Annotated in this window: 23 protein-coding genes, 1 tRNA gene and 1 pseudogene; 18 read left to right on the top strand and 7 right to left on the bottom strand. The window is 62.8% G+C overall.

Translation table 11 applies throughout. The features are described from left to right. Nucleotides 1-251: 251 nt before the first annotated feature. The 3 genes from AC0L15_RS09760 to AC0L15_RS09750 all read left to right on the top strand — a co-directional run bounded on the left by AC0L15_RS09760 (nt 252) and on the right by AC0L15_RS09750 (nt 1994). Nucleotides 252-668 carry a hypothetical protein gene (locus AC0L15_RS09760; protein WP_473496286.1) on the top strand — a complete coding sequence of 139 codons (417 nt, stop codon included), beginning with the start codon at nt 252-254 and terminating at the stop codon, nt 666-668. A 116-nt stretch (nt 669-784) separates the two neighbouring features. Next, complete coding sequence (locus AC0L15_RS09755) at nt 785-964, top strand: hypothetical protein (protein WP_287245978.1); 180 nt, start codon at nt 785-787, stop codon at nt 962-964. 673 nt (nt 965-1637) lie between these two features. Then, on the top strand, nt 1638-1994 hold the full coding sequence (locus AC0L15_RS09750; RefSeq protein ID WP_287064703.1) for a hypothetical protein: 357 nt from the start codon (nt 1638-1640) through the stop codon (nt 1992-1994). 1291 nt (nt 1995-3285) lie between these two features. Here the strand turns inward: AC0L15_RS09750 and AC0L15_RS09745 are convergent. Both AC0L15_RS09745 and AC0L15_RS09740 read right to left on the bottom strand, forming a co-directional pair. Continuing rightward, a complete protein-coding gene (locus tag AC0L15_RS09745) occupies nt 3286-3690 on the bottom strand; it encodes a hypothetical protein (RefSeq protein ID WP_287245979.1) in 405 nt (134 codons plus the stop codon). Nucleotides 3691-4154: 464 nt separating this feature from the next. Beyond that, nucleotides 4155-4244, bottom strand: a tRNA-Ser gene (locus tag AC0L15_RS09740). A 423-nt stretch (nt 4245-4667) separates the two neighbouring features. Between AC0L15_RS09740 and AC0L15_RS09735 the strand changes: the two genes are divergently transcribed. The 3 genes from AC0L15_RS09735 to AC0L15_RS09725 all read left to right on the top strand — a co-directional run bounded on the left by AC0L15_RS09735 (nt 4668) and on the right by AC0L15_RS09725 (nt 6902). Continuing rightward, nucleotides 4668-4985 (top strand): hypothetical protein, encoded by a 318-nt coding sequence (locus AC0L15_RS09735; RefSeq protein WP_287064701.1) that lies wholly within the window; start codon nt 4668-4670, stop codon nt 4983-4985. A 78-nt stretch (nt 4986-5063) separates the two neighbouring features. Then, a complete protein-coding gene (msrA, locus tag AC0L15_RS09730) occupies nt 5064-5726 on the top strand; it encodes a peptide-methionine (S)-S-oxide reductase MsrA (RefSeq protein WP_287246003.1) in 663 nt (220 codons plus the stop codon). A gap of 186 nt (nt 5727-5912) precedes the next feature. After that, on the top strand, nt 5913-6902 hold the full coding sequence (locus AC0L15_RS09725; RefSeq protein WP_023797496.1) for a BMP family lipoprotein: 990 nt from the start codon (nt 5913-5915) through the stop codon (nt 6900-6902). 64 nt (nt 6903-6966) lie between these two features. On the opposite strand, the gene AC0L15_RS09720 is transcribed toward AC0L15_RS09725, so the two are convergent. Further along, entirely contained in the window at nt 6967-7176 is a 210-nt protein-coding gene (locus AC0L15_RS09720; protein ID WP_287246005.1) for a SlyX family protein, read from the bottom strand. Between the two features lie 162 nt (nt 7177-7338). On the opposite strand from AC0L15_RS09720, the gene AC0L15_RS09715 reads away from it, so the two are divergent. From AC0L15_RS09715 to deoA, 6 genes are all read left to right on the top strand, one after another. Beyond that, nucleotides 7339-8871, top strand: coding sequence for an ABC transporter ATP-binding protein (locus tag AC0L15_RS09715; protein ID WP_027153024.1), 1533 nt, complete (start codon nt 7339-7341; stop codon nt 8869-8871). Then, nucleotides 8868-10007: an ABC transporter permease gene (locus AC0L15_RS09710; RefSeq protein WP_287064698.1), complete on the top strand. Its 1140-nt coding sequence runs from the start codon at nt 8868-8870 to the stop codon at nt 10005-10007. The genes AC0L15_RS09715 and AC0L15_RS09710 overlap by 4 nt, the downstream gene beginning before the upstream one ends. A gap of 1 nt (nt 10008) precedes the next feature. Next, nucleotides 10009-10980 carry an ABC transporter permease gene (locus AC0L15_RS09705; protein WP_287246007.1) on the top strand — a complete coding sequence of 324 codons (972 nt, stop codon included), beginning with the start codon at nt 10009-10011 and terminating at the stop codon, nt 10978-10980. 153 nt (nt 10981-11133) lie between these two features. After that, complete coding sequence (gene cdd, locus AC0L15_RS09700; RefSeq protein ID WP_287064696.1) at nt 11134-11526, top strand: cytidine deaminase; 393 nt, start codon at nt 11134-11136, stop codon at nt 11524-11526. A gap of 31 nt (nt 11527-11557) precedes the next feature. After that, complete coding sequence (locus tag AC0L15_RS09695) at nt 11558-12376, top strand: purine-nucleoside phosphorylase (RefSeq protein WP_287064695.1); 819 nt, start codon at nt 11558-11560, stop codon at nt 12374-12376. Then, complete coding sequence (deoA, locus tag AC0L15_RS09690) at nt 12376-13695, top strand: thymidine phosphorylase (RefSeq protein ID WP_473496285.1); 1320 nt, start codon at nt 12376-12378, stop codon at nt 13693-13695. Before AC0L15_RS09695 ends, deoA begins: the two co-directional genes overlap by 1 nt. A gap of 59 nt (nt 13696-13754) precedes the next feature. Here the strand turns inward: deoA and AC0L15_RS09685 are convergent, their stop codons facing one another. From AC0L15_RS09685 to AC0L15_RS09675, 3 genes are all read right to left on the bottom strand, one after another. After that, the gene (locus tag AC0L15_RS09685) at nt 13755-14306 is read right to left on the bottom strand and encodes a TIGR02281 family clan AA aspartic protease (RefSeq protein ID WP_287074492.1); all 552 of its coding nucleotides are present in this window, start codon (nt 14304-14306) and stop codon (nt 13755-13757) included. Nucleotides 14307-14416: 110 nt separating this feature from the next. Continuing rightward, the gene (gene upp, locus AC0L15_RS09680; protein ID WP_287246011.1) at nt 14417-15046 is read right to left on the bottom strand and encodes a uracil phosphoribosyltransferase; all 630 of its coding nucleotides are present in this window, start codon (nt 15044-15046) and stop codon (nt 14417-14419) included. Nucleotides 15047-15188: 142 nt separating this feature from the next. Then, the gene (locus AC0L15_RS09675) at nt 15189-16163 is read right to left on the bottom strand and encodes an adenosine deaminase (RefSeq protein ID WP_287246013.1); all 975 of its coding nucleotides are present in this window, start codon (nt 16161-16163) and stop codon (nt 15189-15191) included. Nucleotides 16164-16311: 148 nt separating this feature from the next. On the opposite strand from AC0L15_RS09675, the gene ubiE reads away from it, so the two are divergent. From ubiE to coaBC, 6 genes are all read left to right on the top strand, one after another. Further along, nucleotides 16312-17088 (top strand): bifunctional demethylmenaquinone methyltransferase/2-methoxy-6-polyprenyl-1,4-benzoquinol methylase UbiE, encoded by a 777-nt coding sequence (ubiE, locus tag AC0L15_RS09670; protein WP_128247409.1) that lies wholly within the window; start codon nt 16312-16314, stop codon nt 17086-17088. Between the two features lie 70 nt (nt 17089-17158). Beyond that, complete coding sequence (gene ubiB / locus AC0L15_RS09665) at nt 17159-18733, top strand: 2-polyprenylphenol 6-hydroxylase (protein WP_287246016.1); 1575 nt, start codon at nt 17159-17161, stop codon at nt 18731-18733. Between the two features lie 9 nt (nt 18734-18742). Further along, entirely contained in the window at nt 18743-19018 is a 276-nt protein-coding gene (locus tag AC0L15_RS09660) for a FitA-like ribbon-helix-helix domain-containing protein (protein WP_473496284.1), read from the top strand. A gap of 2 nt (nt 19019-19020) precedes the next feature. Next, entirely contained in the window at nt 19021-19275 is a 255-nt protein-coding gene (locus tag AC0L15_RS09655; RefSeq protein ID WP_128247411.1) for a FitA-like ribbon-helix-helix domain-containing protein, read from the top strand. Further along, complete coding sequence (locus AC0L15_RS09650; RefSeq protein ID WP_031254220.1) at nt 19272-19679, top strand: type II toxin-antitoxin system VapC family toxin; 408 nt, start codon at nt 19272-19274, stop codon at nt 19677-19679. Before AC0L15_RS09655 ends, AC0L15_RS09650 begins: the two co-directional genes overlap by 4 nt. A gap of 19 nt (nt 19680-19698) precedes the next feature. Beyond that, nucleotides 19699-20916: a bifunctional phosphopantothenoylcysteine decarboxylase/phosphopantothenate--cysteine ligase CoaBC gene (coaBC, locus tag AC0L15_RS09645; protein WP_473496283.1), complete on the top strand. Its 1218-nt coding sequence runs from the start codon at nt 19699-19701 to the stop codon at nt 20914-20916. Here coaBC and AC0L15_RS09640 read toward each other — a convergent pair. After that, nucleotides 20913-22343, bottom strand: a pseudogene (locus tag AC0L15_RS09640) (MFS transporter). The gene coaBC and the pseudogene AC0L15_RS09640 overlap by 4 nt on opposite strands. Nucleotides 22344-22423 lie beyond the last annotated feature (80 nt).

The following is a 22423-nucleotide window of genomic DNA, read 5'->3' as shown; positions in this document are numbered from 1 at the left end:
AACCGCGCTCCTTCATCCTTGGCCGCACCAGCGCCGTCAATTACCCGAGGCAGGAGTTGTATGCGCTAATCGGGCTCGTCGGATCTGTGCGGGGCGCACTCGGCAATGGGAGCGCCACCGCGATCTGTATTATGTGACGATCGAGCCGCTACGGACATGCCCGGCTGGGCGGCAACCAGGCCGCGAATTGGCCGCAATGCCCCGGTTCAACTACCTGCCGTGGCTCATGCTATCCCTGAGGTGCGTTAAGTATGAAGTATCTGTTGTCTCTGGGCATTGTGCTCTTTTCGGTACCTTTATCGGCATCGGAGATCATCCTGGAGCAGGTCACATTGCGCCGAGGGATGGAAGGCGACACCAGGCAGTCGGGAGCCTTGGACGGTCCGAAGACCTACAGCAAAAACAAGGTGTACCGTGAGGAAAAGGCGCTCGCAGCGAAAGCTGGCATCGAGATAGACCAATTCCTGGATGATTACTATGCGAAAGGATTTCGGAAGGAATCTGGAGCCAACAGAGCAGTACACTACCTGATGTTCTACAATTCAATCTCGGCACCACGGTGCAAGAGGGATTTGATCCAGCGGGTAAGGCACACCAAAATATACTACCGAAATAATAGAATGATTGCGGATAAAACAGTCGAGTATCTTGTGGAGGTTTCAAGCTGAACAGCTACGGGCACACCAAATGCGCCGACGGTCACGTTCAGCTTCATTTTCTGGGGGACGTCCAATCGCGAAAGACTGTCGTCGACATCGAGGTCGGTTGCGGCGAGGTGCGCAGCGTGGCCGATGGATTGGCTTGGCCTTTCGAGCAGAAAATCCTGCTTAAAGCGTTGCAGGATTATTCCAGCAAACCCGGCCTCTACGACAAGGTCAGCTTCGAGTTCTCCAGGTCTTACAGCTTTGCTTCGGAATTCGACCGGAATGGACACACGACAACGTTGCCGGATTTTCTCCAGTAACCTTCCTCGAAGTAGACCCGACCTTGCTGCCTTTCTGCCGCCGGCCGGGACCCGAAGTTTTTTTCCGGTGACAGTGCACCTTATTGCCTTCTTCCGTTCCCGCATTCCACCCGTCGCCCGCTGCCTCACGGTGGCGGGGCCTTTGATGGGCACACCGGAACCAGAGCTTGGCGATCCGGTTAACTGGATATGTCAAACAAAATCAAAGACCCGCCACCGAAGCCCGCCCCGAAGAAGACACCTGTCCGTCGTCCCGACAAGGAAGCGTCGCCGGAGCCTGAACATGTGGACCCGCCGCCACGAGACGTGCGCGAGGCTCCGGCACCAAATCCAAACGGCGACAGGAAGTCCTAACCGCCGTAACGCCTCGCTGCCTCATGACGGCGGCCTTCATTTCGAACCGGAATGACCCCTCAAAAGCAAGCTTTCGCCTGATCTATAGGCAATTGGAGTAACAGTGTACTATTTCTTTTCCTCGCCTGCTGCGTCCCCACTACGCTGCGTGTTTTCAGTTTTCAGAGGCCCAACCGGCCAGCGGTAGGCGAGGCGAGCAACTGCGGGAACGGATACATTTTTGTCAGCAGACATCGCTGCCCCATTCCATAGCGCCTCTCCGAACTGTTGCTTCGGTGCTATGGTGTTTCTGCATGATCAGACTGCAAGGATATGAGGCATGCCCGAAGTCACCCGCCGTACACTTCTTGCGTTCATCGCTGTACCCTCGTTCGTTGGACCGACGTTTGCTGAAAGGGAAGGTGCCTCACCCGAATTGCAGGCGCTGATCGGAACCCATGAGGCCGCCTACGACGCGCTCCACAGGGTTGTTCATCGAGCGGACAGCAGCAGCCACGACCGCAAGAGAGCGGACCGGATTGAAGAGGGCGCATTGCTGGCCATCTGCTCCTATCCTGCGATCAGTCGAGGCGACCGCCGAGCCAAGGCCGAGTACCTGTTAGCCACTGAGGCACGGGGCGAACTCGACCTGGAAGAGCACATGCAGGCCATCCTGCACTCGATGATGCGGGGCTGATACCATTGTCACCGGCAGCCACCGCAATTCGATGGCTCCAGCGAGTTCAATGGAAAGCGGATGGTTCTGCGGCTCTCTTGGACTGCTCGGCCCGACGATGTGGGTGCCCGAACACGCGGGAGAGCATCACATCGAGCCCTTGAGACCGGTTCGAGGTGCAGCCGCCCGGTATCTACTTACGCGGCGCGTCGTTGAGCGAGGTGGAAACCCGAACGGGCTCGACGAGGCTCGACGGCGGTCACGATGCTGTGGTGGTGATCGCAGTACACGCGGTCAGGCGAAGTTGGCCCAGCACAAAAGCGGTGACCGCCGGGTACTGACCGATCTTCGCGAACCGGGAAGCGGCATTGACAGCTGCCCAGCTTGATGAGGGGGACGTCGCTCGTTGGCAGTCTGGTGTTTTCAGTCATGATGTCTTTCTGGTTCCTAAAGGTTGGCCGTACGTCATCGCCATATCCAAATCTGATTTCCACCGTGGAGGGCAGCGACTGCGTCGGGCGAGTTCATCTCGCTTGGCTGGCTATGGAACACCATGTGGTATCGGCAACTGCTTCAAGCAATTGCTTGCGGCTAGAAGCCACACCGCTGCTGATGGGTGTGCGAAGCAGGCATCCTTGTCTGTGCCGGCGGGGCGGTTTGTCCGAAGGCGGAGGTGCGGATTGTGGGGGCCCATCACGCTGCGTTTTTTTCGGTTTTAGGGAAGCGGGTCCAGGAACATGCCGGGCCACCGCCAAAGGACATGCCAAAGCGGCCGGCAACGCAGTGGGTCAAGCCGGGATCAAGGTCCGCATCAAGCATCTCAGGGGCGAGGACGACCTTCGCCACGCTTCGCTTCAGGACTTCTGGGATGAAAGCTAGCTTTCCGCGTTCTATGCGCTGCCGCTTGTCTCGCTTTCCTCGTCAAGTGCTGAGGCACCGGCAAATAGGCGTTGGCAATCAGCCAAATTAGGCGGGCTAATGGTTTCCAGCAAAGGACGCGCGGCGTGGTATACCATCACTATCCGGGGAAACATTGGATACGCAGCCGCTCAGCGCCATCAAAATCAACACCAAAAATAGTCGCATCTTTCCCTCCGAATTGGGGGCACTTAGCACGGATGTCATCCTGGTGCCTGGCCGCCGACCGAAAGCGAGGCCCGTTCAGAAACTTATGGAGACCGACATTCCCCGGATGAACCCGGTTTCATGCATGGCCCCCCAAGCCCGGCTACCATCGCGCAAGGGCTGCACAAGCGCAAGCTTCGCCCCCGCAAGGGGCGTGCTTGACGATTTCAGCAGGGCATCCAACTGGCTAGAACGACAGATAAATGCTCACTCCCGAGCCAGGGTAGTAGCCAGGATAGTAGCCAGGGTAGTAGCCTGGGTAGTAGCCCGGATAGTACGGCCGATAGTAGCGCGGATAGTAGTTACGGTAGCCGTAGTAGCGGCGTGGATAACAAGAACCATAGTAGCCGCAATTTCGCCATGCGTACCGGTTGTTCCAGTGGCGGCCATTTCGCCATGCGTACCGGTTGTTCCAGTGGCGGCCATTCCGCCAGTGACGATTACCGTGCCCCTTTTTCCATTTTTTGACGGGTTCGACCACGTTGGCCTGGGCTTGCTCCGGTTTCTGCATGAACATCGGCGCGGCGTTGACCGGCAAGGCGAAAGATGCGGCCAAGATTGTGGCCGCTAGTGCTGATAAGAGCCTTTTCATCGCGGACTCCTCTGAATAGGAAGACGCAGTTGCTGGCTATCCAGTTTACGCCAAGGAGCCTGAACCGTCGATGAACGGCGGCGCGTCTACACGATGGTGGGTTTCAGCGGCGCCTCGTGTTTTTAGCCCGCTGCCTCATGGTGGCGGGCTTTACTTCTTCATGCTTACCAGCAGGGCATTCTTGACAAGCAGGCTCTCAGATCGCCGCTCGGACGTTCGGGGAACGGCGACTGAAACTCGCGGATAACGCGCTGCTCAGTCTCCTTTGACATCTGAAGACGCGAATCCTGGGGCCTGCCCTGCGGTTTCTTTTTCCGGACGCTCCGATTCCCAAGCAAAGTCAACAAAAGGGGCTGGCGGCACGATGGCCGAGCTTCATCGTTTGCAGACGTTAGGAACGAAGTTAGGAACGAAAAGACCGCAACTCACAAAGCGCAGCGATAACAGGCGCTTAAGTAGAAATCTGGCGGAGAGAGCGGGATTCGAACCCGCGTTACGGTCTCCCGTAAACACACTTTCCAGGCGTGCGCCTTCAACCACTCGGCCACCTCTCCGTCCTGGCATTTTCGCTACGGCCGGTTTCGCCGCGCGGGTTGGGGAGATGCCGTCTCCTTGGGGGATTCCCGGTCCGGAACTCCGCACCGTCGGCCCGTCAACCAGCGGACACCTTTTCCCAACACCTGAGCCGTCAAAGCAACAGGCGCGGGGCTCATCTAGTCGATCCGGTGCCGAATGCCAAGACATAACAGCACTCTATTCGCTTGGTCGGATAGGGATGCTCTGTTCATGCCGCCAGCGCTGCTTGGCAAGCCGATCGCCGCGATCGGCGGGGTCGTCTCAGCCGACCGACGCTCAGCGGCGAAAACCGGCGGTGCAGGTTCAACTTCAAGTGTCGCAATTGCGGATAAAGCGCGCAGGTCCTATTTATCAGGCCGATACAGATATTTCTGAAAAGCTTGCGGGGAGGTAGGGTCTGGATGTTCCGCTTCGTCTTCCGTCTTGCCGCAGTGGTTGCGCTTTCGGTTTCGGTCATCATGGCGGTGGTCGACGCGACGCGCTCGGTGGCGGCCTCCGCCCTGGTCATGACCCCGCTCAACACGAGTTGGCTCGCCGCCTCGCCGGATACGCGAAGCGCCTTCGAAAGCTTCGTCCGCGACAAGCTTGGTCCGCTGCTGTGGGACGGTGCCATCGCCTGGGTGCTCAACCAGCCGGGTTTCGCGGTGTTCGCGGTGCTTGCCTTCGTTCTCTACATGATCGGCTACCGGCGGGAGCGGGCGACCGGGCGGTTCGCCTAGACTTGATAGTTTGTTGTTAAGGATCTTCTGGCGTCCCCAACCAAGGCGTCCCCAACCAAAGAGAAAGGGAGACTGCACATGTTTCTCAGCGACATGCTGAACAAGAAGCTCAACCTGCCGAAACCTGCCGAGGCGCTGCCGGGCCGCGCCAATCCTATCCCGACGGCATCCAATCACTTTGTCTCGAAGCGGCCGCTGAAGGGTCCCTATCCAGGCGGGCTGGAGAAGGCGATGTTCGGGCTGGGCTGCTTCTGGGGCGCGGAACGCCTGTTCTGGCAGGTCGAGGGCGTCTGGGTCACGGCCGTCGGCTATGCCGGTGGCGTAACCCACAATCCGACCTACCAGGAAACCTGCACCGGTTTGACCGGTCATGCCGAAGTCGTGCTGGTCGTCTACGACCCGAAGATCGTGTCCTATGCACAGCTTCTGAAGCTGTTTTGGGAAAGCCATGATCCGACGCAGGGCATGCGCCAGGGCAACGACGTCGGCACCACCTACCGCTCGACGATCTACACGTTCGGTGATGCGCAATACCAGGCGGCGATCGCCTCGCGCGACGCCTACGAGGCCTCGTTGCGCGGCGCCGGGCGCAGCAAGATCACCACCGAGATCGCGCCGGCACCGGAATTCTACTTCGCCGAGGAAGACCACCAGCAATATCTGGCGAAGAATCCCTACGGCTATTGCAATCTGCAGGGCACCGGCGTCGCCTGCGCCATCCCGGCTGGCGGCTCCGCCTGAGGCCTTGGCGGGACGATGATCCCGGCTTTTCCAACAGGTCAAAATTCCGCGTGAATTTTGCTTCGGGCCGTGCCAGATTGGCCCGAAGCGGGAGGAAGACACTCCTGTCTGATGTCGCATGCCTGCCGGAGAACCGCGCAGGCAGGCGGTGCATAACGGAAAAATAACCGACAGGGTGTGGATCACATGAAACGTATCGTTCTCGGCCTCCTGGCCGCAACCGCGATGGTTCTTCCGGCCTTCGCCGCGGACATTCAGCCAGCACTTCTCTACGATCTCGGCGGCAAGTTCGACAAGTCGTTCAACGAAGCGTCCTACAACGGCGCCGAAAAGTTCAAGGCCGAAACCGGCATCGCCTATGTGGAATTCGAGGTCTCGAACGCGACCCAGCGCGAGCAGGCGCTGCGCCGTTTCGCCGAGGATGGCCGCAATCCGATCGCCATGGCGGGCTTCTCCTGGGCGGATGCGCTGGAGAAGATCGCCGTCGAGTTTCCCGAGACCAAATTCGCCATCATCGACATGGTCGTCGACAAGCCCAACGTCCGCTCCGTCGTCTACAAGGAGCAGGAAGGCTCCTATCTCGTCGGCGTGATGGCGGCGATGGCCTCGAAGACCAAAAAGGTCGGCTTCATCGGCGGCATGGACATTCCGCTGATCCGCCGATTCGGCTGCGGTTATGTCGGCGGCGCCAAGGCGGCCGGCGCGACCGATGTCATCCAGAACATGACCGGCGACACGCCGGCAGCCTGGAACGATCCGGCCAAGGGCGGCGAGATCGCCAAGACCCAGATCGACCAGGGCGCCGACGTGATCTACGCAGCGGCAGGCGGCACCGGTGTCGGCGTGCTGCAGGCAGCGGCCGACGGCGGCAAGCTCGGCATCGGCGTCGATTCCAACCAGAATGGACTGCAGCCCGGCAAGGTGCTGACCTCGATGGTCAAGCGCGTCGATGTTGCCGTCTACAACACGTTCATGGACGCCAAGAACGACAAGTTCACCGGCGGCATCAACGATCTCGGCCTCAAGGAGGGCGGCGTCGACTACGCCATGGATGACAACAACAAGGCGCTTGTCGACGACGCGATGAAGGCGGCGGTCGAAAAGGCCAAGGCCGATATCATCGCCGGTACCATCAAGGTGCACGATTACATGTCGGACAATTCCTGCCCCTATTGATCGCGAGATTGCCGATCTGATCGACGCCGCCGGGTGAAAACCCGGCGGCTTTTTATCCGCAAGCTCACCAGTGCGGCGGCTTGGTCACCGGCACGTCGGGTGCGGCCTGTTCCTCCAGCGCCAGGAAGCGGTCGGCCAGCGCATCGAGCTTGCGCTGCGTGCGCTCGATCACCTTCCACTGCTCGGCGATCTGGCCGGACAGTTCCTCGATGGTCTTCTCCTGCTCGGCGGCGCGGATTTCCAGCGTCGTCAGCCGGTCGTCGGGCATGGTCATTTGAAATCCTCGATCCAGGCGATTGTGCAGGCTGCGGCCACGTTCGAAATTGACAAGCGCGCGGGGATTTGTCGAGAGTGAACGCTGCTCCGGCAATTGGCACAGGCGGGGCGTCATGCTAGGCGTTTGACCAAGCGATAAAAATACGATGGGAAAGGCTGCATGGCGCAAGCCGCAATCGAGCTGATCGGCATCAACAAGAGTTTTGGCGCCGTGCGCGCCAATCGCGACATCAATCTGGAGATCGCGCGCGGCACCATCCACGGCATTGTCGGCGAGAACGGCGCTGGCAAGTCGACGCTGATGTCGATCCTTTATGGTTTCTACCAGGCCGACAGCGGCGAGATCCGCGTCGGCGGCCAGCCGGCGTCGATCAAATCGCCCAACGACGCCATCGCGCTCGGCATCGGCATGGTGCATCAGCATTTCATGCTGGTCGACAATTTCACGGTGCTGGAAAACGTCATTCTCGGCGCTGAAAGCGATGCGCTGCTGAAGAAGAGCATCGCCAAGGCGCGGTCCGAGCTGGAACGGCTCGAGCGCGAATATGGGCTGGAGGTCGATCCCGATGCGATCATCGAGGAGTTGCCGGTCGGACTGCAGCAGCGTGTCGAAATCCTCAAGGCGCTGTATCGCGGCGCCGAGATCCTGATTCTCGACGAGCCGACGGGCGTGCTGACGCCCGCAGAAGCCGACCATCTGTTCCGCATCCTCAGGCAGTTGAAGGAGCAGGGTAAAACGATCGTGCTGATCACCCATAAGCTGCGCGAGATCATGGCGATCACCGACACGGTCTCGGTCATGCGCCAGGGCACGATGGTGGCGACACGGGAAACCACGAAGACCACGGTCGGGGAACTGGCCGAGCTGATGGTCGGGCGCCGCGTGCTGCTCAGGGTCGAGAAGGGCGAGGCGGAAGCCGGCGGGGTCAAGCTCGCGGTGAAGAACCTGACGGTGAAGGATTCGCGTGGCGTCACCATGGTCGACGACGTCTCCTTCGATGTGCGCGCCGGCGAGATCGTTGGCATCGCCGGCGTCGCCGGCAACGGGCAATCCGAAATGCTCGAGGCGATTTCCGGCATCAGGCGCGCCGTCTCGGGCTCCGTCATGCTCGACGGCAGGCCGATTGATCTGACCGGGGCCGCCGATCCCGGCGAACTGCGCGACCGCGGCCTCGCCCATGTCCCGGAAGACCGTCATCATGTCGGGCTGGTGCTGGCCTTCGAGGAGAACGAGAATTCGATACTCGGCTATCACGACGATCCGCGATACCTGAAGGGACCGTTCCTCGACATCGACGCGATCCGCGACGACGCCAGGGACAAGATCGCCAAATACGACATCCGCCCGGCGGACTGCCGTCTCAAGACCGCGAATTTCTCCGGCGGCAACCAGCAGAAGATCGTGCTGGCGCGGGAAATGGAACAGGACCCGGGCGTGCTTATCGTCGGCCAGCCGACGCGCGGCGTGGATGTTGGCGCCATCGAATTCATCCACAAGCGGCTCATCGCCATGCGCGACCAGGGCAAGGCGGTGCTGGTGGTGTCCGTCGAGCTCGACGAGATCCGTTCGCTCTCCGACCGCATCCTGGTAATGTTTGCTGGCCGCATCGTCGGCGAGCGCGGCCCCGAGGCGAGCGAAGGCGAGCTTGGACTGCTGATGGCCGGCGTCGAGCACCGGGAGGCGGCGGAATGAGCACGCCTTACGCCAAGCTGCCGGCCTGGGCGGATTACGGGCTGATCCCGGTGATCAATCTCGCCGTTGCCTTCGTCGTCGCCGGCCTCGTCGTGCTTCTGGTGGGCGAAAATCCGTTCCGCGCTGCCGCCGTCCTGATCGAGGGCGCCTTCGGCCGTGGGCAAGGCATTGCGTTCACGCTGTTCTACGCCACCACCTTCATTTTCAGCGGGCTGTCGGTGGCGGTTGCCGCGCATTGCGGCCTGTTCAACATCGGTGGCGAGGGCCAGGGCTATATCGCCGGTCTCGGCATCGGCATCGTCTGCTTGGCCTTCGACAGCGTGCTGCCATGGTGGCTCACCTTTCCGCTGGCGATCATTGCCGCTGCGGCGATGGGGGCGCTGTGGGCGCTGATCCCGGCCTATCTGCAGGCCAGGCGCGGCTCGCACATCGTCATCACCACCATCATGTTCAATTTCATCGCCGCCAGCGTCATGGTCTACGCGCTGGTCGGATTCTTGAAGCCGGCCAATTCGATGGCGCCGCAGACACGCACCTTCCTCGACGGCGCGCAACTGCCGAAGCTCAACTGGGTCATCGAATTGTTCGGCGCCAAGATCCGCTCGGCGCCGTTCAACATCAGCTTCCTGCTGGCGCTGGCCATGGCGTTTCTGGTCTGGATGCTGATCTGGCGCACCAGGCTCGGTTACGAGATGCGCACCTACGGCCACAGCGCGAAAGCGGCGCGCTATGCCGGCATTTCGGAGACCCGCATCATCATCGTCGCCATGATGATTTCGGGCGCGCTGGCCGGAATGATGGCGCTCAACCCGACGATGGGCGACCAGCACAATGTCGCGCTCGAATTCGTTTCGGGCGCCGGTTTCGTCGGCATCGCAGTAGCGCTGATGGGACGCCTGCACCCGGTCGGCATCGTGCTCGCCGCAATATTGTTCGGCATGCTCTACCAGGGCGGCGCCGAGCTCGCCTTCGAGATGCCGGCGATCAGCCGCGACATGATCGTCATCATCCAGGGCCTGGTCATCCTGTTCGCCGGCGCGCTCGAGCATATGTTCCGGCCCTATGTCCAGGCGCTGTTCGCCTCGCTCAGCCCGAGATCTGTCGGCATCGAAGCGATCAAGGGGAAGGGCGCCTGAGATGGATCTGTTCAACGCCATCATCCAGGTTCTGGACTCGACCATCCGCCTGTCGGTGCCGTTGCTGCTCGCCTGCCTCGCCGGCCTCTATTCGGAGCGGGCCGGCATTTTCGACATCGGGCTCGAGGGCAAGATGCTGGTCGGCGCCTTCGCCGGTGCTGCCTCCGCCTCCGTCTTCCATTCCGCCTATATCGGCCTCGGCATGGCCATCCTCATCTCGGTCGCTTTTGCGCTGGTCCACGGCTTTGCCTCGATCACCCATCGCGGCAACCAGATCGTCTCCGGCGTGGCGATCAATTTCATCGCCGCCGGATCGACGATCATGCTCGGCCAGGCCTGGTTCCAGCAAGGTGGACGTACGCCGGCTCTGGCCTCGGACGAGCGGTTCGGGGCGATCGTCTGGCCCGGCGCGGAAGCGCTCAGGGGCGTGCCGATCCTCGGACCGATATATTCGGAACTGATCTCCGGTCATTCCGTGCTGGTCTATGTCGCGTTCCTCGCCGTGCCGTTCACCTGGTGGGTGCTGTTCCGCACCCGTTTCGGCTTGCGCATGCGCGCGGTCGGCGAGAACCCGGCCGCGGTCGACACCGCCGGCATCTCGGTCGCCTGGCTGCGCTACCGGGCGCTGATCTGCACCGGCGTGCTCACCGGTATTGCCGGCGCCTATCTGTCGATGGTGCAGAATGGCGGCTTCGTCAAGGACATGACTGCCGGCAAGGGCTACATCGCGCTTGCCGCGCTGATCTTCGCCAAGTGGAAGCCGGTCAACGCCATGTTCGCCTGCCTGTTGTTCGGCTTCCTCGACGCGCTGTCGATCCGCCTGCAGGGCACGCCGCTGCCGCTGATCGGCAAGGTGCCGGTGCAGCTCATGCAGGCGCTGCCCTATATCCTCACCGTCATCCTGCTCGCCGGCTTTATCGGCAAGGCAATTCCGCCGCGCGCCGGCGGCGTGCCCTATGTCAAGGAACGCTAAGCGTGATTTCGAACCGCAGGTCAGCGAAAAGCGGAAGCCGGTTTCCGGACAGGATCATGCAATGGAAAAATATGAGCATGATTTCGAACCGCAGGTCCGCGTCAGCGAAACGTGGAAGCCGGCTTTCGGACAAGATCATGCAATGGAAAAACAATGTCGCATGATCTGTTCGAAGAGGCCAAGGCCGCCATGGCCAAGGCCTATGCGCCCTATTCGAAATTCCCGGTCGGGGCGGCACTGCGCACCGAGGACGGCCGCGTCTTTACCGGCGCCAACGTCGAGGTCGCGTCCTATCCGGAAGGTTGGTGCGCCGAAACCACCGCGCTCGGCCACTTCATCATGGCCGGCGGCGGCAGGATAACGGAAATCGCTGTCATCGCAGAGCGCATGGCGAAATGCTCGCCCTGCGGCGGCTGCCGGCAGCGGCTGGCCGAATTCTGCCGGCCGGACACCAAACTCTATCTTTGCGACAATGACGGCGTGGTCGAAACCGTGACCATGGGCGAGATGCTGCCCTACGGCTTTCAGGGCGATATGCTGAAATGAAGAGCTTGGTTGAAGTGAAGAGCTGGTTGACATGAAGGAAGCGCTTGATCGTCTGGTCGAAAGGCTGGACGGGCTGGCGCCCGCCACCGCGCTGGTGCTGGGTTCGGGCCTTGGCGGGCTTGTCGACCAGGTCGAGGATGCTGTCCGCATTTCCTATGGCGAATTGCCGGGCTTTCCCAGAAGCGGCGTCACCGGCCATGCCGGCGAGGTGGTGGCGGGACGTTTTGCCGGCACGCCTGTGCTGATGCTGTCCGGCCGCGCTCACTACTACGAGCACGGCAACGCGGCGGCGATGCGGCCGGCGCTTGAAGTGCTTGCCGGCCTCGGCATCTCGCAACTGATCCTCACCAATGCCGCCGGCTCGGTCGATCCGGGCATGGGGCCGGGCTCGGTGATGCTGATCACCGACCACATCAATTTCTCGGGTTCCAATCCGCTGATCGGCGAGCCGAGCGACCGCCGCTTCGTCGGCCTGACCGAAGCCTATGATGCCGGTCTTCGCTCAGCGATCGAGACGGCCGCGAAGGCGACGAACACCGCGCTGCACAAGGGCGTCTATATGTGGTTTTCCGGGCCGTGCTTCGAGACGCCCGCCGAGATCCGCATGGCGCGCGTCATGGGCGCCAATGCCGTCGGCATGTCGACCGTGCCGGAGGTCATTCTCGCCCGTTTCCTCGGCCTGCGCGTCGCCGCCTGCTCGGTCATCACCAATCTCGCCGCAGGGATGACAGGGGCGGAGCTTTCGCACCAGGAGACCAAGGACATGGCGCCGATTGGCGGCGCGCGGCTGGCGACGATCCTCCAGCGTGTGTTCCAGGATGGGTTGCCGGAGCGTAAGGTCCCGGCCTGATGCTTCCCCAGGAAATCATCCGCAGCAAGCGCGACGGCCACAAGCTGTCGACGCAGGAGATCGCCAGCTTCATCGAAGGCGTCACCGCCGGCACCGTCTCGGACGGGCAGGTCGGGGCCTTCGCCATGGCGGTGTTCTTCAACGGCATGAGCCGCGACGAGGCGGTGGCGCTGACCCTGGCGATGCGCGATTCCGGCGGCGTGCTCGACTGGTCGGACCTGCCGGGCCCGGTCACCGACAAGCATTCGACAGGCGGCGTCGGCGACAATGTCTCGCTGTTGGTGGCGCCGATCGTCGCTGCCTGCGGCGCTTATGTGCCGATGATTTCCGGCCGCGGCCTCGGCCATACCGGCGGCACTCTGGACAAGATGGACGCCATCCCGGGCTATACCAGCCAGCCGGATGTCGCGGGATTCCGCAAGGCAGTGCTCGAAGCCGGCTGCGCCATCATCGGCCAGACCGCCGATCTCGCGCCCGCCGACCGCCGGCTCTATGCGATCCGCGACGTGACGGGAACCGTCGAATCGGTGCCGCTGATCACCGCCTCGATCCTGTCGAAGAAACTGGCCGCCGGCCTGCAGTCGCTGGTGCTCGACGTAAAGGTCGGCAACGGCGCCTTCATGGAAAAGTCGCGCGACGCAACGACACTGGCGAACAGCCTGGTCGAAGTCGCCAACGGCGCCGGCCTGAAGACCTCGGCGCTGGTCACCGGCATGAACGAGCCGCTGGCGTCGGCAGCCGGCAACGCGGTCGAGGTGCGCAATGCCGTCGATTTCCTCACCGGCCGCTTCCGAGACCGGCGCCTGGAGGATGTGACGCTGGCACTGGCCGCAGACATGCTGCAGTCGGCCGGGCTGGCCTCGTCCAACCAGGACGGCATGCGGCGCGCCGCCGAGACGCTTGCCGGCGGCGGTGCCGCCGCCGTCTTCGCGCGGATGGTGACGGCGCTCGGCGGTCCAGGCGACTTCGTCGAGAACCCGGAAAAATACCTGCCGAGGGCGGCGACGGAATTTGCGGTCAAGGCCGCCGAAAACGGCTTCGTCACCGGCATCTCCACCCGCGACATCGGGCTTGCCGTAGTCGGGCTTGGCGGCGGGCGCATCCGGCCGGACGACAGGATCGACCATGCGGTCGGCATCACCCGGCTGCTGCCTGTCGGCGCGGAGGTGCGGGCCGGCGAGGCGCTGGCGCTGGTCCATGCCCGCAATGCCGGGGATGCCGAGGCGGCCGCCGCCGTCGTGCTTTCGGCCTATACGATCGGCGCTTCGAAGCCGCCCGCGGAAAAAACCGTCATCCGGCGCATCCTGCCGCGCGGTTGAAGTTTTTTATTGGACCATGATCTTTCCGAAAACCGGTTTCCACTTTTCGGGATCATGGTTCACTGGACGAGCAGCAGCGCCCCGTTCTCGACCTGGTATTTTTCCAACCTCTGGAGAAAGCTCAGACCGATCAAATTGGTGCGCAGCGCCTTGTCGTCGAGCACGACCGCCTGGACGCCGTCGAGCGTGATCTTGCCGATCTGCAGCCGATCGACGGTCACCAGCGCAGCCTTGATCGCGCCGTTGGCGGTGTTGACCTGGTGCTTGAAATCCGACGCGTTCAGCGAAACGCCGATCCTGCGCGCCGTCGAACTGTTGATGGCGACCAGCGTTGCGCCGGTGTCGATCATGCCGTCGACCGTTCGACCGTTGAGCTTGAACGCCGACGTGAAATGCCCGCGCGCGTCAGCCGGGATCACGACCTTGCGGCCGAGCGGCTGCGCCGGCCTGTCGGGAACCGTGGCCAGGTTCAGGCCCGTTTCGACCGCCGGGCTGGCCCCGACCGCCGATTTCAGCAGGCCTTCGAACATCTGCGGATTCGACTGGTAGAGCATCGGGAACGACGCCGATGCTACGGCGAGCACGCCAAGGATGAGAAGATTGCGCAGCATGGACCGGCCTTCGTGAAGACCCATGCTTATCGCGGCATGGTGTTTGGCGCTTTAACAGATGCAGAAAGCGGTCGTTTGCGTAAACGATCGGTAAACGAGCGGCGCCACGGTCATTTGGTCCCGTACATGCGGTCGCCGGCATCGCCGAGGCCGGGCATGATGTAGCCCTTCTCGTTGAGCTGGCGGTCGATGGAAGCGGTGAAGACCGGGACATCGGGATGCGCCTTGATGAAGCGATCGAGGCCTTCTGGCGCCGCCAGCAGGCAGAGGAAGCGGATGTTGGTGGCGCCGCGCCCTTTCAACTTGTCGATCGCCGCGATCGCCGAATTGGCGGTCGCCAGCATTGGATCGACGACGATCACCAGCCGGTCGGCGAGATCGCTCGGCGCCTTGAAGAAATATTCGACCGCTTCCAGCGTTTCGTGGTCGCGGTAGAGACCGATATGGGCGACGCGCGCCGCCGGCACCAGGTCGAGCAGGCCCTCGAGCAGGCCGTTGCCGGCGCGCAGTACTGAGGCGAAAACCAGCTTCTTGCCCTCCAGCGTCGGCGCTTCCATCGTCTCGATCGGCGTTTCGATCGTCGTCGTCGTCAGTTCGAGCTTGCGGGTGACCTCGTAGCCGAGCAGCAGCGAGATCTCGCGCAGCAGCCGCCGGAAGCCGGCCGTCGAGGTTTCCTTCTTGCGCATGATGGTCAGCTTGTGCTGGACAAGCGGATGGTCGACGACGGTGACGCCCTGCATGGTGGTCTCCTAGCTGCGCAGGTGAAAAGTGAGTAGTGAATGGTGAATAGTGAATAGTGAACAGGTTTGCGAGTCCTTGGTTCAGCGGAGAACTCGCGGTTGACGGACCGAAGCGCCGGGTGCACCATTCACCATTCACCATTCACCTGCCCTTGACGTCGAGCCGGCCCAGCAGCATTGCCCTGGTCTTCCTGTCGACGAAGGCGGCGTCGATGGCGGTTCTGGTGACGGCGGCGAGCGCCTTGTCGTTCATCGAAAAATGCTCGGCGGCAATGTCGTATTCGCGCTTCAGCGACGTCCGGAAATAGGGCGGATCGTCGGAGTTAAGCGTCACCTTGCAGCCCGCCGCCAACAGGGCCGGAAAAGGGTGATCGGCGAAACTGTCGAACACCTTTAGCGCGATGTTGGAGCTCGGACAGCATTCGAGCACGACGCCTTCATCGGCGATGCGACGGACAACGTCGGGGCTTTCGATGGCGCGCACTCCATGGCCGATGCGAGCGGGGCGGATGTGATCGAGCGCGGCCTTGACGCTCTCCCAGCCCATCAGTTCGCCGGCATGGACGGTGATGCCAAGGCCGGCCTCGCGGGCGATTTCGAAGGCCCTGACATAGTCCTCCAGATCGCCCATTCGCTCGTCGCCGGCGACGCCGAAGCCGGTGACCAGCGGATGCCCGCAGCGGGCGGCGAAGCGCGCCGCCTGCTCGATCGATTCGACGCCGGCATTGCGCACGCCGGTGACGATCATGCGGCCCTCGATGCCGGTCTTGGCCTTGGCGCGCGCCATGCCTTCGCCGAGCGCGTCCGTATAGGCCTTGGGCGACAGGCCGGCCTTCCCGGCGTGGTCCGGCGAGGTGAAGATCTCGGAATAGATTGCGCCGTCGCGGGCGAGGCTGGTCAGGTAATGATCGGCCAGCCGCGCATAATCCTCTTCGGTGCGGAACAGGTCGGAGGAGAAGTCATAGGCGGCGAGGAAGGAGGTGAAATCGTGCCAGACGAAAGAGCCGTCCTGAATGTAGGGCGAGGTGTCCTTGCCGTATTTCTGCGCCTGGCGGATGACGAGTTCGGGCGCCGCTGCCCCTTCGATATGGCAGTGCAGTTCTGCTTTCAAAGGCATGCAATCATCCCGTCAGGTCAGTCCAGGACATGGAGCCATAAGCGTGATCCCACGACCGGGAAGCGCGGCCGAACACCGCGCCTTAAACAATAGCGTCGGCATCATCGATCGGCTATGGTCCCGCCGGTTTTATGGCGGATCAAAAATAATGTCGGTTGAGAGAACCACGGCCGTTGGCGGCATGGAAACCTCCTATGGTTTCAAGCGCGTAGGGGCAGGCGAGAAGCAGTCCCTGGTCAACGACGTTTTCCACAAGGTGGCGAACCGCTACGATCTGATGAACGACCTGATGTCGGGCGGCCTGCATCGGCTGTGGAAGGACGCCATGGTCACATGGCTCAATCCACCGAAACGACCGGGCTGGAGCGTTCTCGACGTTGCCGGCGGCACTGGCGACATCGCCTTCCGCATCGTCGAGGCGAGCGGCAGGAACGCTCATGCGACGGTTCTCGACATCAACGGCTCGATGCTCGCCGTCGGCCGCGACCGGGCCGAGAAAAAGGGCCTGACTGATAACACCGATTTCGTCGAGGCCAATGCCGAGGAGCTGCCTTTCGCTGAGGCCAGTTTCGACGCCTACACGATCGCGTTCGGTATTCGCAACGTGCCGCGCATCGATGTGGCGCTTGCCGAAGCCTATCGCGTGCTGAAACCCGGTGGGCGCTTTCTCTGCCTCGAATTTTCCGAGGTCGACATGCCGCTGCTCGACAGGGTCTACGAGGCGTGGTCGTTCAACGCCATCCCCAGGATCGGCAAGGCGGTGACCGGCGAAAACGAACCCTATTCCTATCTGGTCGAATCGATCCGCAAATTTCCCAATCAGCAGAATTTTGCCGCGATGATTTCCCGCGCCGGTTTTGACCGCGTGTCTTTTCGCAATTATGCCGGCGGCATAGCCGCGCTTCATTCGGGCTGGAAGCTTTGAGGCTGGCCCGTATTTTTTATACGCGACCTGCCCTTCGCCGGTCTAGAAAACCGGCAGGACAAACGCAGTCATGAGCAGTGTCGGCGCTGGTTTCAGGCTCGTGCGGGCCGGCTGGGTGCTGGTCCGCGAAGGCGTCGTCGCGGCGTTGCCGGGCGATGAGCTGTTCGGCCTACCGAAATTCGGCTGGCGGGTGGCACGGCTGTTCACCCGCCGCCGCGCGCTTGCCTACGAGCGTGGCGACCGGCTGGCCAAGGCGGTCGTCCGGCTCGGCCCATCCTATGTCAAGCTCGGCCAGTTCCTGGCGACACGGCCCGATGTCGTCGGCAACGACATAGCGCTCGATCTCGCCATGCTGCAGGACAAGATGCAGACATTTCCGCAGACCGAGGCCATTGCGGCGATAGAGGCCTCGCTCGGGCGCAAGGTCGGCGAGCTCTACGCCAGTTTCGGCGAGGCGGTCGCCGCGGCCTCGATCGCTCAGGTCCATACCGCCGAAACTTTGCAGAACGGCGTCGGTTCGCGGGTGGCGGTGAAGGTGATCCGGCCGGGCGTGCGGCGCCGTTTCTTTCGCGATCTCGAAAGCTATTTCCTCGCCGCCCGTCTCCAGGAAAAATACATCCCGTCGTCGCGCCGGCTGCGGCCGGTCGAGGTGACCCAGACGCTGGCGCAGACCACCAAGATCGAGATGGATCTGAGGCTTGAGGCGGCAGCGCTTTCGGAGCTCGGCGAAAACACCAGGGACGATCCCGGCTTTCGCGTGCCGACGGTCGATTGGGAACGCACCGGCCGCGACGTGCTGACCATGGAATGGGTCGACGGCATCAAGATGAACGACATTGCCGGCCTCGCTGCCGCCGGCCACGATCTGAAGGCGATCGCCGCCAATCTGGTCCAGTCGTTCCTGCGCCATACGCTGCGCGACGGTTTCTTCCACGCCGACATGCATCCGGGAAACCTGTTCGTCGAGCCCGATGGCACCATCGTCGCTGTCGATCTCGGCATTGCCGGCCGGCTCGGCAAGAAGGAGCGCCGGTTCCTCGCCGAAATTCTCTACGGCTTCATCACCCGTGACTATCTGCGCGTCGCCGAAGTGCATTTCGAGGCCGGCTACGTGCCGCGCCTGCATAATGTCGCGGCATTCGCCCAGGCGATCCGCGCCATCGGTGAGCCGATCCACGGCCAGCCGGCCGAAACCATCTCGATGGCCAAGCTCTTGGCGCTTCTGTTCGAGGTCACCGACCTCTTCGACATGGCGACGCGGTCCGAACTGGTGCTGCTGCAAAAGACCATGGTGGTGGTCGAGGGCGTTGCCCGCACCCTCGACCCGGCCTTCAACATGTGGCAGACGTCAGAACCGGTGGTCGGAGGCTGGATATCAGGCAATCTCGGCCCGCGTGCCCTGCTGGCCGACGCACGCGACGGCGCCAGCGCGTTGCTGGCGCTGGCCCGCCAGGCGCCGGACCTCGCCGCCCGCACCGAGCGGCTGTCGCGCGAGATCGATCTGATGGCCGAACACGGGCTGCGTTTCGATGAAAGGACGGCGCACGCCATCGGCAAGGCCGAGGCGCGCCACACCCGCTCAGGTAGGCTGGCGCTGTGGGTGATCGCGCTGACGCTGGTCTTTATCGCCTCGAAGCTGCTCTGACTGCAAGCAATGACAGCAGTGCTGTCATTGCAGTCATGCTCCGGTGTCGCTATATTGGTTCGCGGGAGCGCGATCATGGCCCGGATTACTGTTCGCAATGTGGATGAGAGTGTCATGCGGCGACTGCGTGAGCGTGGCGCCGCGCGTGGCGTTTCCATGGAGCAGGAGGCGCGGGACGTGCTCGCCGCATCCGTAGGGCTTCCGACCACCAAAGGTTTCGACTCGTCGGGCATTGCAGCCGAGGACGAAGCCAAGTTCAGACCGACCACACGGGGGCAAGGGTAGTTATGGGCACCCTGACCATTCGCAATCTCGACGACGATCTGAAGCAAAAGCTGCGCGAGCGGGCTGCTAGACATGGCGTGTCAATGGAGCAGGAGGCAAGAAATCTCTTGCTGAAGGAAGTGGCAGTCACCAAAGAACGTGACGGGGATTTTGTTACGGCGGAGGAAATCCTCGAATTCGGCCGACGACTGCAACAAGCGGATTTCGATCAGAAGAAATTCACTGATGACCTCTGGTCCTTCATCGAGGAGGAATGACCGTGGTGGTCGACACCTCAGCGATCGTGGCCATCCTGAAGCAGGAGCCCGATGCTCCGGCTATCGCCCAGCGCCTCGCCGGAAATCAGCGGATATTGATGAGCGCCGCAACTCTGATGGAATGCGGCACAGTAATTGTCCGCCGCTATGGCGCGGCTGGCACGGCCGAGTTGACGGGCCTTCTTGCTAGACTCAAAGTCACGATCGTCGCGCTCTCCGCCGAACATGCGCAAGCCGGAATTGAAGCCTATGCACTGTATGGCCGAGGTACTGGCCATCGCGCCAATCTCAACATGGGCGACTGCTTCGCCTACGCCTTGGCCAAGACGCGAAACCTGCCGCTGCTTTTCAAGGGCGACGATTTCATCCATACCGACATCGAACCGGCGCTGAAGCCGGCATGACATCGGACAAGAACTGGGCATGACCCTCTCCGGCAAGCGTATCCTGCTGATCATCGGCGGCGGTATCGCCGCCTACAAGGCACTCGACCTGATCCGCCGGCTGCGCGAGCGGGGTGTTGTGGTGCGCGTAGTGATGACCGCCGCGGCGCAGGAATTCGTCACCACGCTGTCGGTCGGGGCGCTGTCGGCCGACCACGTGTTCACGGATTTGTTCGACCGCAATGACGAGCACGATGTCGGCCACATCCGCTTGTCGCGCGAGGCCGATCTTGTCGTCGTGGCGCCGTCTACCGCCGACCTGATGGCGAAGCTCGCCAACGGCCATGCCAACGACCTTGCCTCGACCGTGCTCATTGCGACCGACAAGCCGGTGCTGATGGCGCCCGCCATGAACCCGAAAATGTGGTCGCATCCCGCGACCCGGCGAAACCGGGCGACGTTGCGCAAGGACGGCGTCGCATTCGTCGGCCCGGCAAAGGGCGAAATGGCCGAGAGCAACGAGGCGGGCGAAGGCCGCATGGCCGAGCCGCTGGAAATCGTCGCTGCGATCGAGGCGCTGCTCGACATCAGTCCGAAGCCGCTGGCAGGCAGAAAGATCATCGTCACCTCAGGGCCGACGCATGAGCCGATCGACCCGGTGCGCTATATTGCCAACCGTTCGTCCGGCAAGCAGGGCCATGCCATCGCGGCGGCGCTGGCAAGGCTGGGCGCCGATGTGCGCCTCGTCTCCGGTCCGGTCGGCATTGCCGATCCGGCTGAGGTCACCACGTTGCATGTCGAAACCGCCAACGAGATGAAGGACGCGGTCGAACAGCTTTTGCCGGCGGACGCGGCGGTGTTCGTCGCGGCGGTTGCCGACTGGCGCAGCGAGACTTCGGCCGGCGAGAAGATAAAGAAGGTGGCGGGCGAGGGGCCGCCGGCGCTGCAGATGATCGAAAACCCTGACATCCTTGCCGGTGTCGGCCATCACAGAAAGCGGCCCAGCCTGGTCGTCGGCTTCGCCGCCGAGACGCAGGATCTGGTCAGGAACGCCGAGGCCAAGCTCAGGAAAAAGGGCGCCGATTTCATCGTCGCCAACGATGTATCCCACGAAAGCGGGGTGATGGGCGGCGACCGCAACAAGGTGCGGATCGTCTGGAAGGCCGGTGTCGACGAATGGCCCGAGATGAGCAAGGACGAGGTGGCGACGCGGCTCGCCGCCTTGATCGCCGAACGGCTGAAGACGATTACTGTCTAGCCCGTCGCTTCCTGCGGCCGGGTTGCCGGCCCCGAGATCCTCAGCGCGGCAAGGCAGCCCAGAATCCCGAGTGGCACGAAGGCGAGGAACAGCCAGGTGGCGGCATTCGCCGCCGCCTCGCGGTTCAGGCCTTCGGAGAAACCGCTGGCGTTGGCGACGATGCCGGTCAACGCGGCACCGACCGCATAGCCGATGCGCTGCATGGTCGGCACGGCGGCGGAAGCGATCGTTTGTTCGCCGTCCCTGGCCGATGCGACGATCACCCGTGTGACGAAGGGCCAGGCAATGCCGAAGCCGCCGCCTTGCAGCAAGGCACAAAACAGGATTAGCGAAATCGAACCGGCCGGCACGGCATAGGCGAAACCGGCGATGCCCGTCGCGCGATCATCAGCGCGCCGCCGGTGATGATCAGTCTCTCCCGCTCCGGCGGCGCATTGGCGACGAGGATCGACAGGATCGACCAGGCGATCGATTCGGCGGCGATGATATAGCCGGTGGTCAGGATCGGAATGCCGTGCAGGCTGGTCAGAAGCAGCGGCCCGTAGACGGCGAAGGAACAGGTCGCCACCGAAAACGCGGCGACCATGGTCATGCCAGCACCGACCGGCGAGCGCCATGAGAACAGCCGCGACGGCAACAGCCGCGAGCCCGGCTTCAGCGCGTCGATGCGGACGAACAGCGCGAGCCCGATCAGGCCGAGGATGAGCAGCAGGGACGAGCGCAGCAGGGCAATGTCGACACCGGCCGTGGCGATCAGCACGACGCTGACGGCAAGGCAGCCGAGCGCGGCAAAGGGGAAGGGCGGCGCGGTTCCAGTGATCGCCCGCGGTCGGGTTGCCTCAGGCGTGTCGAGCACGATGAAGCTCGCCAACGCCATGGCCGTGCCGCCAAGCGTGAAGACGCCGAAAGCCCAGCGCCAGGAGAGCAACTCGGTCATCAACGCACCGAGTACCGGCCCGCTGAAGGCGGCGAGGCCCCAGATCGCCGACATGACGCCGAAAAGCTGCGGCCAAATGGCGCGTGGAAACAGCCGCTCGACCGAGACGAAGGCCAGCGACACCAGCGCGCCGCCGCCAAAACCCTCGATCAGGCGCCCGGCCAGGAACAGCGGCATGGAGGGCGCGATGGCGCAGACCAGTGCGCCGGCCGCGTAGAGCAGGGCGGCGACCATCATGTTGGTGCGCAGCGCGACATAGCTCACCAGCCGTCCGGCGGCGGCACCGGCGACGATGGCGCCGAGCTCGTAGATCGCCAGCGACCAGCCGACCAGTTGAACCCCGGCGAGTTCGCCGACCATCGCCGGCATCACCGTTGCCACCATGGTTTCGTTGGTGGCGTGCAGCAGGATGCCGAGGCTGATGAAGCAGAAGCGCGCCGCTCGCCCACAGCGCCCGCCAGTCGACCCTGTTTGTGCTGGTTTCCGTCACCTGCCCTCCCGAACATTTCGTATACGCCGATTCAAAAAATGGTGGAGCGCTCTTCGTCTCCAATGGGCAATCGGCGCTTC

It is taken from the genome of Mesorhizobium sp. WSM4846, from assembly GCF_055811415.1.
This window is presented reverse-complemented; position numbering and strand designations above follow the sequence as displayed.